The organism is Flavobacterium sp. ACN6 (assembly GCF_002304005.1).
Taxonomy (GTDB): domain Bacteria; phylum Bacteroidota; class Bacteroidia; order Flavobacteriales; family Flavobacteriaceae; genus Flavobacterium.
Window position 1 is genome coordinate 25,021 of record NZ_MRCQ01000019.1, and the last position, 14,631, is coordinate 39,651.

Consider the following 14,631-nt stretch of genomic DNA (forward strand, 5'->3'; position numbering starts at 1 on the left):
AAAAATGCAAATATCAGAAATACCAGACCGCAGCCTGAGTCTATTCGCAGGTGATGAGAGTCATTTCTGGATGGATAAAACGGCTAACCTGCTGCAGCGTTTTCCTTTTTTGGAATATCCTCACAGGCAGGATTTCTTCATGCTTCTCTTTATTGATGATGCAGAAGGGGAAATTAGTATTGACAATCAGAAAATCCGTCTCGATAGTGCCAAGGTCATCGTTATAAAGCCCCGCTGCATTAGTTCTATAGACATTAACAGAAAGGCCAAAGGAAAAATTATCTGTTTCACAGAAGATTTTTTCTCCCTGCGTTACAACAATAACATTTTAGACCAGTTTTCATTTCTTGATGATACCTCTAAGTTATTTGTCAGGCTTAGTGAAGAGGAAGCAGACAAGTGGGAATATCTGCTTGAAATATTTTTCAAAGAGTTTAATCTGCATCGCAGAGAATCTGCAAAAGTACTTCGATCCTATCTCAATATCCTGCTTTTCGATTTGGAACGGCTTTATGATCCCTCGGGTTTTGTGGTAAACAATTCACCTAAACAGCAGAAAATAAAAGAATTTGAGAAACTCATCGATAAAGATTTTAAAATTAAAAAAATGCCTGCCGCTTATGCGGACCTGCTTAATGTAACTCCGAATTATCTCAACAAGATATGCAAGGAAGTAACCAATTATACAGCAGGTGATTTGATACGAAAACGTATCGTAATAGAAGCGCAGCGGCTTATTCATTTTACCAATTATTCTATAAATGAAATTGCTGATCAGCTCGGTTTTGAAAATGCGTCCTATTTTGTTACTTTTTTTAAAAGACAGACAAACAAGACACCCGAGCAGTTCCGCAGATTATCAAACCAGTAAAAAATAATAAAATTTTAATACTATTATGAAAAAAATCCTTCTAATTGCCACTATTACTGCTGTGTTAAGCTGTAATACAAAAGAGGAAAAAGTACATCCTCATGATCATCCTCATACTATGGAATCTGAAACAATGTATAAAGATCCTAAAAACCCGCTCAATAAATTAACCTATGCCAGCAACATAGACTTTAGCTGTAATATGGATGTCAGCAAGTATGGCGTTAGTGATACTGTTACTTATAAAGGGAAATTATACGGTTTTTGTTCAACGGTATGTAAAGATGACTTTATAAAAAAACCAGATGAATATCTGGCAAAAAATCAGAAGTAATTTTCCTTGAGAATTGCACAAAAAAGAAGGCTGAGAAATTATTTTTTTTCAGCCTTCTTAGTTTATATTGACTATTTGCTCAGGTTTTATTTATTGTTTTAGTCAGGTCAAAGTGTGGATTAGTATTCAATATTACTCCATTATTGTTTTGAAAAATATTTTGTCTCTCTGTCTGTTTTTCTCTGGATATAATCATTTATGATTTAGTTGTTTACGTTTTTAATAATTTAATACAAGGTAATATACATCCTGCCAATTTGATAATAAGGTGTAACCAGTATAAACAATGTATTGAAAAGCTAAATTCAGTAGCATAAAATGCAATGTAAATAGTGATTTTAACGAATCCGGAAGTAACGTTTATTAAAATTTCCTGCTTATTTGTTTTTAGCTGTTTTTGAATTACTATGCGAGATTTGCAGTAAAAAAACAGAATAATTTATGGACTTTCCAATTTTTCATTTAGACTGGCTCAACAATAGGATGCTTATCGCCATTATTGCCATTATTCACGTGATGATTAATCACGGTTTAGCTGTGGGTTTTATGCCTCTTATAACATGGCTGGAGCAGAAAGGCGTTAAGAATAGCGGCAGGGAACAAATTACAGATTTAGATTGGGACAACAGAATCCATAATATGATGAAAGTTGCCTTTATTATAACCACAACACTTGGGGCAATGACAGGAGTGGGGATCTGGTTCTCGGTTGCGCTTGTCAGTCCCACATCTATAGGAAGTTTGATACGTGTTTTTTATTGGGCATGGTTTGTTGAATGGCTGGTATTTGTTACCGAGGTAATTTTGATCATGATTTATTTTTTGACCTGGAAAAGCAGTAATACTTCGCTTAGGGCTAAATTATTGCACATCCGTTTTGGATGGTTTTTAAGTTTATTCTCCTGGATTACTATGGCAATTATTGTTTCTATTTTGAGCTTTATGATGGATCCCGGAAACTGGAATACACATAAGAGTTTGCTCAATGGGTTTACCAATCCAATTTATCTTCCGCAGTTATTGTTTAGAACTCCTACGGCAATGCTTGTGGCGGGAAGTTTTGGAATGATGCTGGTAACTCTTTTCTTTAAAAAAGGTACGGAATTAAGGCTAAAAGCTGTAAAATATGTTTCAAAATGGATTATTCTTTGGGCTCCAATTTCTCTTCTTGGAGCGGTGATTTATTACCGAGCCATTCCTGAGGCGATGATCGCTAATATGAGTACGGCAGTAGGGACGATGGATTTTAATAAGTACTACGATTTAATGAAGTACTTTATAATTTTTGGTATATCATCTTCCTTAATAATGGCAGTTCTGGGGTTGTATAAAGCCAAATGGATTAAAAGCTATATGGTATTGTTTCCCGTAGTTATGGCTTTTGGATATCTTGGTTTTTTTGAAAGGGTGCGTGAATTTGTCCGAAAACCTTATGTAATTGGAGGTTACATGTATTCTAACTTATTACTGGAGGAGGATTATCCTGTTTATCAGCAGTACGGACTTCTTAAAAATGCCACCTATACCACAGTAACCGAGATTACACCGGAAAATAAAGTAGAAGCCGGCAGAAATGTTTTTGCGATAGCCTGCAGCCGGTGTCATACTACACAGGGAGTAAATAGTGTTGTGGATGTTTTTGAGCGCATGTACGGAGTTGGAAAACCCCTCGATATTAACTCCATGGCATCTTATATACCCAATATGCACAACGGAAGAACCTATATGCCTCCTTTTCCAGGCACTCAAGAAGAAAGCGAAGCCTTGGCGGCCTATATCCGCAGTATTCAGGATACTGGTGATGTTCTCGAAGGGGCACAGTCAGAAGGTGTAGAGGTAAGTGAACTACAAGATACAAAAGCTGTTTTAGCAAATAAAAAATAACAAAAGTTTAAAAATGATCAATTTATATATTGCGTTGCAAAACAACGTTCCCGTTCCAAAAGATATTCCCTTGCCGCTACCAATGCCTGAATGGTTTTTTGTAGTTGTCCTTGTACTGTCATTTCTACTGCATATCCTTTTTGTAAACCTGATGCTTGGAGGTTCTATTTTGGCTTTGATTGCCCAAATAAAAGGACTTAAAAATAAAGAATACGATATACTGGCACACGAAATAGCCAAAACCATAACAGTAAATAAAAGTATAGCCGTAGTACTGGGTATTGCGCCTCTTTTGAGTATTAATGTATTATATACGATTTATTTTTATTCGGCAAATGCGCTTACCGGTTTGATGTGGATTGCGGTAATACCGCTCGTTACAGTGGCGTTTCTGCTCACTTACTTGCATAAATATACATGGGAAACCTTGGAGAATCACAAGGCGGTTCATATTTCGATTCTGGCCTTGGCAACTGTTATCTTTCTGTTTATTCCATTTATCTTTCTAACTAATATCAATCTAATGCTTTTCCCTGAAAAATGGGCTTTAGTAAAAGGCTTTGTAGACGCATTGTTTCTTCCGAATGTTTTCCCCAGATACCTGCATTTTATCCTGTCTTCACTGGCAGTTACGGGATTGTTTATATTTTGGTACAACAGCCGCAAGAGTTACCCTTTTGAAGAGATATATCGAGAATTTACCCGATACGATATTCAAAAGAAAGGCTACTCTTTGGCATTAACTGCCTCTTTATGCCAGTGTATGATTGGTCCTCTTGTATTGCTGACATTACCGTCTAAAGGTATGGGGTGGAACCTTATTTTGGTGATTTTCTCTGGGGTTGCATTTGCAGTTCCTGCCATGTGGCTTATCTGGAAGAGACTGACCGGTGAAAAGGAAAACATCGAAAAAGACTTTTATAAAATAGCAATGCTGCTTGGAATTACGGTTTTGTGTATGGGATCAGGAAGGCAGATCTACAGGGCAAATTCGCTTGAAAAACATCGTGAACTGGTGAGAATTAAAACAGACGAATTTCAAATTTTGAAAAAGAAGGCCGCAGCCAAAATGAAAGCAGAAGAAGCCGGAGCAGCTTCGGCAGATATGTCAGAAGCAGAGAAAGGGCAGAAGGTATTCAGCCAGTATTGTGCCTCCTGCCATAAAATAGATAAAAAATTAGTCGGGCCTCCAGTTTTTGAAATGGCGAAAATCTATAAAGGTAACGTGGCTGATTTGCAGAAATGGATAAAAAATCCAGGTAAAAAACGTCCCGACTATCCACAGATGCCAGGTTTTGAATCTCAGTTGGATCAGCAGAAACTCGATCAGCTGGCGGAATATATTTTGAACATAAAATAAAATAAAAAACAATTCTCTATGATTCGTTTCTGTTATCTGGTTCCAATAATTGTTTTTATGTGTGTTACAGGCATTTTATACAAGGTAAATAAGTATGAAAGTATAATAAAAAAAAGACCAAAGAGCAGAATAGAAAGATCGAATAGGCTTTCCGCTCCATGTTTAGAAAATAATAATAGTAAATGATACTGTCGTATAATTGGCAGCCTTAATCGATTTTTAACTTAAAAATAAAATAGTATGATACAGGTTTTTTCCATTATGATTTTAATTTTTGTGCTTCTTGCCATTGTTTTTCTGATAAGAATAAAATCAATAACACTGCAGCTTGTTAAGTCAAAAGAGGTGAATAACAAAGAAAATCCATTAGAAAAGAATTATCAATTTATTAAGGGACTGTATTAGCAAATGTTGTCCACCAAAATAAGTTTCTTTTAAATTTTGATAGTTTGGAGCCCTGTTGATGCTGACACACGCAGGGCTTCTTTTTTGTTTATAATTAGGACTGAAGTTTTACGAGTAAAATAGGATTATGAAATTGAGAATAGCATAGATAAAAATAGTGCTTATCAAAATGGCATGTATTGAAAGTGTTTTGGTAGCAGATATCGGTGCAGGAGTTTTTAATTTTGACATATATAAAAATTAAAAAATTAATTAAAATGAAAAAGGCATTACTACTAATAGATATACAGAAAGAATATTTTGAAAATGGCGCATTAGTACTTGTAAATCCAATTCCGGCAAGTGAAAATGCAAAAAAAATACTGGAACATTTCCGAAAAGAAAATGATACTATTGTTCACGTACAGCATATATCCGGCGAAGGCATTCCCTTTTTTGTTTCTGGAACTCAAGGAGTGGAAATCCATGAAAATGTAAAACCACTACAAGGCGAGAAAGTAATCACGAAACAATTTCCTAATAGTTTTAGAGACACCGATCTATTAGAATATTTACAGTCAAAGGAAATAACGCATTTGGTTATTGCAGGAATGATGACTCATATGTGTATAGATGCAGGAACAAGAGCAGCTGTTGATTTTGGATTTGAATGTACTGTAATTGGCGATGCCTGTGCTACGATGGACCTTCAGATTAGCGGACAAAAAGTAAAATCTGTCGATGTACACAATGCATTTTTAGCAGCATTAGAATTCTTTTACGCTAAAATTCAGACAACTGATCAATACCTGCTTTCTTAAATAAATTTAGAACTCAATTTTATAAAATGGGCTGTAATTTATTATGGCTCATTTTTGCATTTGGCAGTTATTTGCAAATGAAGTTGTAAATTTACTAAAGCAGGCTGAAAGTAATAAAAACGATTTTAAGAGATTAAAAAGTAATGAGAAAGGAATGAAAACAATAAAATTTCATAAAGCAGAATGTGGTGTTGAGATGCTTCTTAATGTATTGCATGGAGATGTACTAAGCGAAAGATATTTGGAGCGAGATACTTTTAACACTGATTTTTTTGAAATTTTGCTTTTTAAAAAGGCGAAGGGAACTCTGATTTTAAATCAGCAGAAAATCAATATAACTGATAATACGATGGTTTTTATTTCCCCTTTTCAGAAAAGAAAATGGACTTTGGAGAAAGAAGGATTGGATTTTACTGTTCTGGTTTTTAAGGAAAATTTTCTTAACGATTTTTTCTCAGATAAATACTTTACGTATCGTCTTCTTTATTTCTATCAGTTAAATTTTCCTTTAAATATAACTGTTGAAAAAGAAGAACTGCAAAAAGCACTTGAGCAGCTTATGGAAATCAAATCAGAATTGGCAGCGCGCAGGACAGACAGTATTCACATCATACGCTCTCTTACTTATTATCTTCTTCTGAAGTTCAACAGAGTATATGCCGAAAAAAATAATCTCTCAATTGAAAGGGCTGAAAATAATTATGCTTACCAGTTCAAAAAGTTACTCGAAACTCACATTAGGGAGAAGCAGAGAATTGATCATTATGCAGATTTATTAAATGTGAGCAGGATTTCAATTAATACCTGCGTGAAAAAACAGTTTAATGTTACCGCTGTAGAACTCTTAAAGCAAAGACTGCTCTTCGAAATAAAAAATGATCTAATACATTCTGGAAAGACTGTCGCTGAGATTGCCTATAATCTTCATTTTTCGGAACCTGGACATATGATGCGTTTTTTTAAAAACCAAACAGGAATTACCAGCACGCAGTTCCTTTCAGATTATCAAAATGGTATATTTTCATAGCGTTTTAGTTGATTTTTTATAGAATAGGATAAATTTGCAACAAACGAATTGTTATACTTTAAAAATAAAAATTTGCAGTATATTAATTTCAATACATTCAATCTGCCTTGAGGCAGTTAATTTTTTAATATGCTCAAAAAATATAAATCCAATAAGATATATTACCAAAGCACAATAACACTTGCTGGACCTGTGGTAATTTCTCAGTTAGGACATACACTGGTACAGACTTTTGATACCATTATCATAGGACACTATGCAGGAACTATTTCTTTGGCGGCAGTCTCACTTGTTCATTCTGTTTTTATGGTCGTTTTAGTCATAGGATTAGGTGTGGCCTACGGATTAACACCATTGATTGCGCAAGAAAATGGAAAATCAAATTTTAAGGAATGTGCTGAGCTTCTGTCAAACAGCTTATGGCTAAATGTCGCAGCCGCAATTTTTCTTTTTTTAATAGTTTACTATGGTTCTATGTTTGCCATGCAGCATGCGGATCAGGATCCTAAGGTAGTTGCAACGGCAAAACCTTACTTGCTTATTTTAAGTTTATCTATTCTGCCTTTAATGGTATTTCAGACCTTTAAACAATTTGCAGAAGGACTAGGTTTTACAAAACAAGCAATGTCGATCACAATATGGGGAAATGTGCTCAATGTAATTATAGCAGTGATTTTGGTAAAGGGAATGTTTGGAATTGAGCCAATGGGTGTTCAAGGGGTAGGAATTGCAACATTAATAGATCGGGTTTTAATGATGCTGGTTATGATGTGGTATGTGCTTCGATCAGAGAATTTTAGGATTTATATAAAGCATTTCTCCGTTAAGTTTATTGATTTTTCTAAAATTATAAAAGTGGTAAAAATAGGATTACCTGTAGCGATGCAGTATGTTTTTGAAATTGGAGTATTTGCAGTTGCTGCTCTAATGGCTGGAAATATTGGTGCGACGGAACAAGCTGCTCATCAAACAGCAATAACCCTTGCGGCAATGACCTACATGATGGCAGGGGGAATTGCATCGGCGGCAACTATTAAAGTTGGAAATAGTTTTGGAAATCAGAACTACAAAAGACTTCAGAAATTTGCTTATGCGTCTTATCATCTAGTGATCATTTTTATGATGTTCTTTGCTGTAATTTTTACACTCTTTAATCAATATTTACCTTATTTGATAACAAATGATACAAGTGTTGTAGCGCTGGCTGCACAATTATTGATAATTGCCGCGCTATTCCAACTCTTTGATGGTACTCAGGTTGTTGGACTGGGAACACTAAGAGGAATGGGAGATGTAAACGTTCCTACTTTGATAACCTTTGTTGCTTATTGGCTTATTGGCCTGCCTGTGGCCTACATTTTAGGCATTTATTTCAATGCAGGAGTAAAGGGAATCTGGTACGGTTTGACCCTGGGGTTGTTAACATCATCTGCCTTACTGTATTTAAGATTTCGATATGTAATAAATAAAGTTTTGGAAAATAATTTATAAATTCTATCATTAAAGTACAAAGTCCTTTTAGAATTTAAGGCATAAAAAGCAGCAAAAAGAGTCTATTCTTGCTGCTTTTTTTACAATTTAGTCAATAAAAAAATCTTTATGGATTTTAACCCATTCTTCTATTGGAGTCATTCTTACAGGCAGTTTTTCTAAAACCTCCTGCAAGTTAGGATTGAATTTTGTGGGATATACTGGCAGACTTGCCAACATTTCATAATATCCTTGCACACCTCTGGCGCTTTCTTCTCCAACAAGAATACTTAATTTATCCCCGAATTCTTGCGGAGGCATTGCGTAGAAATCAATTTTATCGCCCAAACCAAGAGAGAATTTTTCGGCAAGACCATTTCCTTTTAGGTTATCCAAACCGCTCACAAGAAAGGATTGTCCAGATAGTTCTGGTTTGTATAAAGCTTCTGCCACAAAAGAGCTGACATCTCTTGATGCAATATAACCAATAGGCATATCTTCCGGAGTTGGGTAAGCTACTTTTTTTTCACTTTTTACATAATCGGTTGTATAAGGAGCCAATAAATTTTCAGCATAAATAGATGGCTCAATAATAACATAGGGTACTCCGCAATTTTGAAGATATTCCTTGGTATCCAGCTTTACATCTTCCATAGGAATTCCTAATTTTTGCGGTGCCAGAAATCCGCTGGTATTCCAAACTATCATTTTTACGCCATTTTCCTTAGCTGCATCAATTACATTTTTGGCAAGTTGAAATCCATCTGCCGGATTAGGCAAGGAAACAGGAATCAGCAAAGCAACAGCATCAATTTCCTTAGTGATTTCTTTCATTTTTATTGCATCAGACATATCGCCTAATACAGGGATTGCACCAGCGTTTTCTAGTTTTGAAAAGTTTTTTTCTGAACTTGTAGCAGCATAAACAATTGCGCCTTTATTTTTTGCTTCTCCAATTACATGAAATTGCTGTGAACCTGTGGCTCCAAATACTAATACTTTCATTTTATTTTTTTATTTAATTGTTTTAATTTTTTGGTAAAACTAATTAATAACTTACTTTTGTACAAGTACTTACGTTTTAGTTGGGTACTTACCAAATAGTTAGAAATATTGAAAATCAATGGAAAAAAATCTGAAAATAATTAATGCATGTGACGAAAATTGCCCGGTAAAAAAAGCTCTAGGCTTATTGGGAGGAAAATGGACAATGATGATTTTGTATCAGCTTAATAGCAGAACCATTAGATATGGAGAACTTAAAAGAGCTGTAGTAGGTATTAGTGAAAAAATGCTGATTCAGGAATTGAATTCTCTGGTAGAAAACAAACTGGTCAGTAAAAAGGCCTATCCTGAAATCCCTCCAAGAGTAGAATATACATTAACAGAACTGGGTTTGAAGACTTTACCAATTATAGATCAAATAGCTGCTTTTGGATTGGAAAATTTGGTTTAGTTTGCTTGTTCAAATCTAACACTTAGCATTTCTTTTTTAAGCATTGTTTTCGCCTTTATTGGTGAAATTTTCCCTTTATATCTTCGTAGCCGCTTAAAAAAACAAATTAATAAAAACGAGTAAAACTTATATTTTGAGGATATGTGAAAAAAAATGGCGCCAATTGTCTTCAATTGGCGCCATTTGGCTTTGTGACCCCTAAAGGACAGATTACAAACCATTTTATGGAGGATTTAAAGAGATTGGCGTACTGGAAGTAGAGGCTGTCTTTCTATGTCTTCAGTATTTTGGTTTAGATGTCCTGTTGGGGATTGAAGCAGAAATATATTTAGTTTTATGTATTATTTTACCCAAAATAAAAAGAGACAGCCTTAATTTTTTGTAAAAAAAAGATATCAATTCCTTACATTTAAAGTTTTGAGCTGGCAATAAAATGGTAATCAAAATCTCTTATACAACTGAATATTACTATTTTGTCGCATAGTAATTATATAAAAAGCCCTGAAATTTCAGGGCTTAATTGTAATTTATTGGTCTCAGATTCGGGTTTAAAACCCTGCAATTTATTGCAGTACTTTAGTAATGCGAAAAAATATAATCTTTTGAATTTTTTAGTTTTGATAAAAAGTTTTCAAAATTGAGAGACTTTCAGTCTCTCGTCAAAACAAACCTCTGCACTTTCAGTGCAGAGTGGCTTAGTTTCAGCAAACTACATTTTTGGAAGCAGTACTGTATCCACTACATGTATGACACCATTAGATTGATTTACATCTGAAATTGTAACTTTAGCTTTATTGCCACTTTCGTCACTAATGTACAAATCTTTTCCATCCATCCAGGCAGTTAGAGTTCCGCCGCTAACTGTTTTTAAAGAAGCTTTTCCTTTACCAGCTTTTATTGCTTTTGCAATATCAGAACTATTCATTTTACCGGCCACTACATGATATGTCAATATAGTTTGTAATGATTTAATATTCTCAGGTTTCAATAATGTTTCAACAGTTCCAGCCGGCAATTTACTAAATGCTTCATTTGTTGGTGCAAAAACAGTAAATGGCCCTTTACCTTGTAAAGTTTCAACTAATCCTGCTGCTTTTACTGCTGCTACCAAGGTGGTATGATCCTTTGAGTTTACCGCATTTTCTATAATATTTTTATTAGGATACATAGCTGCTCCACCAACCATTACTGTTTTTTGTGCAAATGATGTCAATCCAAATCCTAATGCCAGGATTGCTGCTGCTAAAAATTTTCTAGTTTTCATAATTACTTTTTTTAAGTTATAAAGTCATTTACGCTTTAATATTCTTTTTGGTTTTAAAAGAGGTAAAAAATAAATTAAAATGAATACAAGAGGCGAATTGATATATTGATAATGAAAGCTCCAATATTCCCTATTGTTATTTTAGCATTATTCAGCCCACTCATTAATCCAGTTGCTAACAGTCTGGCACCACTTCTGGTCGTCATTCAAACAGGGAATAGCCAGGAAATTTTCCCCTCCATTTTTCTCAAAATCTTCTTTGGCGCGCATGGCGATTTCTTCGAGCGTTTCTAAACAATCCGAAACGAAGGCAGGTGTTACAACAGCCAGATTTTTAATTCCTTTTGCCGGCATTTTGTCAATTTCAATATCAGTATAAGGCTCTAACCATTTATCTCCCGCCAAACGCGATTGAAATGTCAGACTGTATTTGTCTTCTGAAAGACCTAATAATTTTACGACTTGTCTTGTTGTTTCGTAACATTGGTGACGATAACAAAAATCATGCGCTGGCGAAGGCGTGTTGCAACAAGATCCGTCAATTTTACAATGCGATTTAGTCACATCGGTTTTGCGAATATGACGTTCTGGAATTCCGTGGTAAGAAAACAATAAATGATCGTAATCAAAACCATTTAAATGTTTCTGAATGGAATCGGCTAAGTTTTTGATGTAATCCGGTTTATTGTAAAATGCCGGAACATCTGTAAATTTCATGTGAGGGAATTTCTTCTTGCGAATTTCTTCGGCCTTTACTAAAATAGTTAAAGTTGAAGCCATTGCATATTGCGGATACAAAGGAAAAAGCATTACGTCTGTAACTCCTTTATCACTTAATTCCTGAAGTCCTTTTTCTATTGTCATGCTTCCGTAACGCATCGCTAAAGAAACTGGAACATTTACAAGAGGCTGAACCTTTTTCTGCATTCTTTCAGACAATACTACCAAAGGAGAACCTTCATCCCACCAAATTTTTGCGTAAGCGTGCGCTGATTCTTCTGGTCTTTTTCTTAAAATAATACCGCGAACCAATAATGCTCTCAATAAATACGGAACGTCGATCACGTATTTATCCATTAAAAATTCATCTAAATAAGGTTTTACATCTTTTGGAGTTGGACTTTCTGGAGACCCAAGATTTACTAATAATACGCCTTTCATTATCGTTTTTGTTTTAATTTTCCTCAAACTCAGTACTTGTTGCTTCTTAAAATTAATCAATATATTTTATTTATGCCCTAATCTATAAAAGCGATACTGTTCTTATGATTGGTATTAATGGACATCAGATATCTTTTTGGGGTTGTGGAAAATTTTTTCTTGAATCCAGCAATAAAGTGGCTTCCGGTGCTGTATCCTATTTTCAGCCCGACTTCATTTACATTGTAAGAACCGCTGTCCAATAGTTTTAAGGCGAAATCCATTTTGTAGTCAAACAGAAAACCGTATACCGTATCACCATAAATTTGTTTGAAGCCTATTTTTAATTTTTTCATATTCAGTCCAATTTCATCTGCCAGCTGCTGCAATCCTGGCGGTTCGGCCATATTAGCGATAAGTATTTCTCTGGCTTTTTTGATTTTCAGCACGTTATCTTCATCAATCAAAAATGGACATTGCACTGCGTTTGGATCTTCCATTTTATTGAAATACAAACTCAATAATTCATATCCTTTTCCTTTATAATAAAGGTTCTTTAGGGAAGGATGAAGGCTGTAATGAAACAGCTGGCTCAAAACAACAGCCATAGAAGGACAAATGGTCCCTTCGGCATAATACTTTTTTTTCTTCTTATCGGGGCTTAAAATAGAAATATAATCTGCCTGAACGGAAAATAACGAGTGAAATTTATTAATCGAAACAATAACAGAAATCACCCATGAATTTGGAGAAAGTTCTAACTTAAGCAATGACTGATGCTGCAGATTGCACAAAATCAGGGATTTTTCCTCTTTCAATTCTAAAGCACAATGATCATGATTGGACAAAAACAATGCATTGCCTTTTAGTCCGAAATGAAACTGTAACAGGCCAGCACTAATTTCGTGCTGTGCAAAAAAAGATTCTGAACTGTCGTTCTGGAAACGAATAAGGGTAAGACCGTCCTCAATTTTTATTTCTTCCTGCATTTTTTTTATATAAAAAATTATTGACTTTTCAAGATAGTTTTTAGGCGGTTATTGCCTATTGGACCCTAAGACTGCGGCAACCTGGATATTTATTTTATTGGAAAGCTTACTTTTAACCAAATTTGGAATTTCAATATTAAAATCACTAGCATTTACACTAAAATTACATGAAATGCTAACCCCTGATGATGATCTGCTTATCCTTGCAGCAGTATTTATATCCCTGGATTTTCCGTGAAGTTCTAATGTACCTTTAATGATAAAATCTTTCGGATTTACTGTTAGGCTTTGAAGATCAAAACCTTCTATTTTTCCTTTAAATACTGCTTTTGGATATTGGTCACTTTCGATGTAATTTTCATTAAAGTGTTCTTCCATTAAAGCAACCTTAAACTGGAAACCTTTCATCAGGGCCAAACTTGCAATCTCTCCTGTTGCTGGATTCAAAACAAAAGTAACATTCTTGTTTACTGCTTTAACTTCTTCAAAAGAAGGAACGGAAGCTTCAAAAGTAACTTTTGCTGATTTACTGACCATTTTTTCTTGTGATACGCCAATGGCGCAAACACACAGCATTGCAATAAGTATTGTTTTTTTCATTATTTCGCCTTTATTTTTTTATAAAATCATCCTGTTTTGCGCAGTCTTATTTTAAAACTGCAATAATTTGAATTTTGACTTTATTATCCAGTTTATATTTAATAAGCGCTGGAATTGGAATGTTGAAATCACTTGCATTTACTTCAAAATCAGATATAAGGGTGACTCTGGAACCCGATCTTGTAATTTTTGCATCGACACTTATATCCTTGGATTTCCCATGTAATTCTAATTTTCCTTTTATGATATAATCTTTATAATCTTCAGTTAGATTTTTAATGTCGAATCCTTCTATTTGCCCTCTAAAAATAGCTTTTGGATATTTATCGGTTTCCATGTAATTTTCATTAAAATGTTCTTCCATCAATGCCATTTCAAACTGGAATCCTTTCATTAAAGCCAGACTTGCTACTTCTCCAGTTGCGGGATTCAAAACAAAAGTTATATTGCTGTTAGTTCCTGCAACCGGCTGAAAAGAAGGTACTGAAGCTTCCAGAGTTATTGTTGCAGATTTAGTTACTATTTTTTCCTGTGAAAAAACAATAAAAGAAGCCAATAGCATTGGCATTATTATGATTTTCTTCATGTTGCTGTTATAGATTATTTTTCTAATAATCCATCCTGATTCCATTTTTTTATAATGTCGATAGTAGCTTGAGGCAATCTTGGTCCACCTTGCGGCATTAAGGAACTATCTCCATTTTCTAAAGAAATTCGTGTCAGCAGTCCACGGTTTAAAACTGCATTTTTCACCTGTTCATAAGTAACTAAAGACATTGGCGCGCCATTTTTAGGAACTGCCGCATGGCATACAACACAGTTATTATCAATAATAGATTTTACATTTTGGTTGTATGTTGCCAAACCATTAATTGGTGTAGAGTCAATTAAAGTACTTGGATCATCGTTGGCACAACTTACAAAAATTGATGCTAATGATGAAATGGCGAAAAGGGTTTTTAAATTCATAAGATTGGTTTTTAGTTATAAATAAATGCATGATTTTTTTAAGGATCATCAGGCATTTCAAA

General features: G+C 34.5%; 15 protein-coding genes. 8 read left to right on the forward strand and 7 right to left on the reverse strand.

What is annotated here, in order from left to right; translation table 11 throughout:
* Positions 1-4 precede the first annotated feature (4 nt).
* From BSF42_RS20995 to BSF42_RS21025, 7 genes are all read left to right on the forward strand, one after another.
* The gene (locus BSF42_RS20995) at positions 5-871 is read left to right on the forward strand and encodes a helix-turn-helix domain-containing protein (protein ID WP_095955061.1); all 867 of its coding nucleotides are present in this window, start codon (positions 5-7) and stop codon (positions 869-871) included.
* A gap of 25 nt (positions 872-896) precedes the next feature.
* Positions 897-1,205 carry a YHS domain-containing protein gene (locus BSF42_RS21000; RefSeq protein ID WP_095955062.1) on the forward strand — a complete coding sequence of 103 codons (309 nt, stop codon included), beginning with the start codon at positions 897-899 and terminating at the stop codon, positions 1,203-1,205.
* Between the two features lie 441 nt (positions 1,206-1,646).
* Positions 1,647-3,089, forward strand: a complete 1,443-nt coding sequence (locus BSF42_RS21005) for a cytochrome c (protein ID WP_095955063.1) — start codon at positions 1,647-1,649, stop codon at positions 3,087-3,089.
* 13 nt (positions 3,090-3,102) lie between these two features.
* Complete coding sequence (locus tag BSF42_RS21010; protein WP_095955064.1) at positions 3,103-4,449, forward strand: c-type cytochrome; 1,347 nt, start codon at positions 3,103-3,105, stop codon at positions 4,447-4,449.
* 662 nt (positions 4,450-5,111) lie between these two features.
* On the forward strand, positions 5,112-5,654 hold the full coding sequence (locus tag BSF42_RS21015) for a cysteine hydrolase family protein (protein WP_095955065.1): 543 nt from the start codon (positions 5,112-5,114) through the stop codon (positions 5,652-5,654).
* A 154-nt stretch (positions 5,655-5,808) separates the two neighbouring features.
* Positions 5,809-6,681, forward strand: a complete 873-nt coding sequence (locus BSF42_RS21020; RefSeq protein WP_095955110.1) for an AraC family transcriptional regulator — start codon at positions 5,809-5,811, stop codon at positions 6,679-6,681.
* Positions 6,682-6,810: 129 nt separating this feature from the next.
* Entirely contained in the window at positions 6,811-8,172 is a 1,362-nt protein-coding gene (locus BSF42_RS21025; RefSeq protein ID WP_095955066.1) for an MATE family efflux transporter, read from the forward strand.
* Between the two features lie 87 nt (positions 8,173-8,259).
* Here BSF42_RS21025 and BSF42_RS21030 read toward each other — a convergent pair whose 3' ends face one another.
* Positions 8,260-9,156 carry an SDR family oxidoreductase gene (locus tag BSF42_RS21030; RefSeq protein WP_095955067.1) on the reverse strand — a complete coding sequence of 299 codons (897 nt, stop codon included), beginning with the start codon at positions 9,154-9,156 and terminating at the stop codon, positions 8,260-8,262.
* A gap of 118 nt (positions 9,157-9,274) precedes the next feature.
* On the opposite strand from BSF42_RS21030, the gene BSF42_RS21035 reads away from it, so the two are divergent.
* Entirely contained in the window at positions 9,275-9,607 is a 333-nt protein-coding gene (locus tag BSF42_RS21035) for a helix-turn-helix domain-containing protein (RefSeq protein ID WP_095955068.1), read from the forward strand.
* 709 nt (positions 9,608-10,316) lie between these two features.
* Here BSF42_RS21035 and BSF42_RS21045 read toward each other — a convergent pair.
* The 6 genes from BSF42_RS21045 to BSF42_RS21070 all read right to left on the reverse strand — a co-directional run bounded on the left by BSF42_RS21045 (position 10,317) and on the right by BSF42_RS21070 (position 14,569).
* Entirely contained in the window at positions 10,317-10,871 is a 555-nt protein-coding gene (locus tag BSF42_RS21045) for a fasciclin domain-containing protein (RefSeq protein WP_095955070.1), read from the reverse strand.
* 147 nt (positions 10,872-11,018) lie between these two features.
* The gene (gene hemH, locus BSF42_RS21050; RefSeq protein ID WP_095955071.1) at positions 11,019-12,032 is read right to left on the reverse strand and encodes a ferrochelatase; all 1,014 of its coding nucleotides are present in this window, start codon (positions 12,030-12,032) and stop codon (positions 11,019-11,021) included.
* 77 nt (positions 12,033-12,109) lie between these two features.
* Positions 12,110-13,000 (reverse strand): AraC family transcriptional regulator, encoded by an 891-nt coding sequence (locus BSF42_RS21055; RefSeq protein ID WP_095955072.1) that lies wholly within the window; start codon positions 12,998-13,000, stop codon positions 12,110-12,112.
* Between the two features lie 48 nt (positions 13,001-13,048).
* A complete protein-coding gene (locus BSF42_RS21060) occupies positions 13,049-13,600 on the reverse strand; it encodes a YceI family protein (protein WP_095955073.1) in 552 nt (183 codons plus the stop codon).
* Positions 13,601-13,646: 46 nt separating this feature from the next.
* The gene (locus BSF42_RS21065; protein WP_095955111.1) at positions 13,647-14,186 is read right to left on the reverse strand and encodes a YceI family protein; all 540 of its coding nucleotides are present in this window, start codon (positions 14,184-14,186) and stop codon (positions 13,647-13,649) included.
* A gap of 14 nt (positions 14,187-14,200) precedes the next feature.
* On the reverse strand, positions 14,201-14,569 hold the full coding sequence (locus BSF42_RS21070; RefSeq protein ID WP_095955074.1) for a hypothetical protein: 369 nt from the start codon (positions 14,567-14,569) through the stop codon (positions 14,201-14,203).
* Positions 14,570-14,631: the final 62 nt, after the last annotated feature.

What these genes read in the sequence shown, in the direction of transcription:
- BSF42_RS20995 (WP_095955061.1), top strand. Translation starts at nt 5, where the DNA reads ATGCAAATATCAGAAATACCAGACCGCAGCCTGAGTCTATTCGCAGGT.
- BSF42_RS21000 (WP_095955062.1), top strand. Translation starts at nt 897, where the DNA reads ATGAAAAAAATCCTTCTAATTGCCACTATTACTGCTGTGTTAAGCTGT.
- BSF42_RS21005 (WP_095955063.1), top strand. Translation starts at nt 1,647, where the DNA reads ATGGACTTTCCAATTTTTCATTTAGACTGGCTCAACAATAGGATGCTT.
- BSF42_RS21010 (WP_095955064.1), top strand. Translation starts at nt 3,103, where the DNA reads ATGATCAATTTATATATTGCGTTGCAAAACAACGTTCCCGTTCCAAAA.
- BSF42_RS21015 (WP_095955065.1), top strand. Translation starts at nt 5,112, where the DNA reads ATGAAAAAGGCATTACTACTAATAGATATACAGAAAGAATATTTTGAA.
- BSF42_RS21020 (WP_095955110.1), top strand. Translation starts at nt 5,809, where the DNA reads ATGAAAACAATAAAATTTCATAAAGCAGAATGTGGTGTTGAGATGCTT.
- BSF42_RS21025 (WP_095955066.1), top strand. Translation starts at nt 6,811, where the DNA reads ATGCTCAAAAAATATAAATCCAATAAGATATATTACCAAAGCACAATA.
- BSF42_RS21030 (WP_095955067.1), bottom strand. Translation starts at nt 9,156, where the DNA reads ATGAAAGTATTAGTATTTGGAGCCACAGGTTCACAGCAATTTCATGTA.
- BSF42_RS21035 (WP_095955068.1), top strand. Translation starts at nt 9,275, where the DNA reads ATGGAAAAAAATCTGAAAATAATTAATGCATGTGACGAAAATTGCCCG.
- BSF42_RS21045 (WP_095955070.1), bottom strand. Translation starts at nt 10,871, where the DNA reads ATGAAAACTAGAAAATTTTTAGCAGCAGCAATCCTGGCATTAGGATTT.
- hemH (WP_095955071.1), bottom strand. Translation starts at nt 12,032, where the DNA reads ATGAAAGGCGTATTATTAGTAAATCTTGGGTCTCCAGAAAGTCCAACT.
- BSF42_RS21055 (WP_095955072.1), bottom strand. Translation starts at nt 13,000, where the DNA reads ATGCAGGAAGAAATAAAAATTGAGGACGGTCTTACCCTTATTCGTTTC.
- BSF42_RS21060 (WP_095955073.1), bottom strand. Translation starts at nt 13,600, where the DNA reads ATGAAAAAAACAATACTTATTGCAATGCTGTGTGTTTGCGCCATTGGC.
- BSF42_RS21065 (WP_095955111.1), bottom strand. Translation starts at nt 14,186, where the DNA reads ATGAAGAAAATCATAATAATGCCAATGCTATTGGCTTCTTTTATTGTT.
- BSF42_RS21070 (WP_095955074.1), bottom strand. Translation starts at nt 14,569, where the DNA reads ATGAATTTAAAAACCCTTTTCGCCATTTCATCATTAGCATCAATTTTT.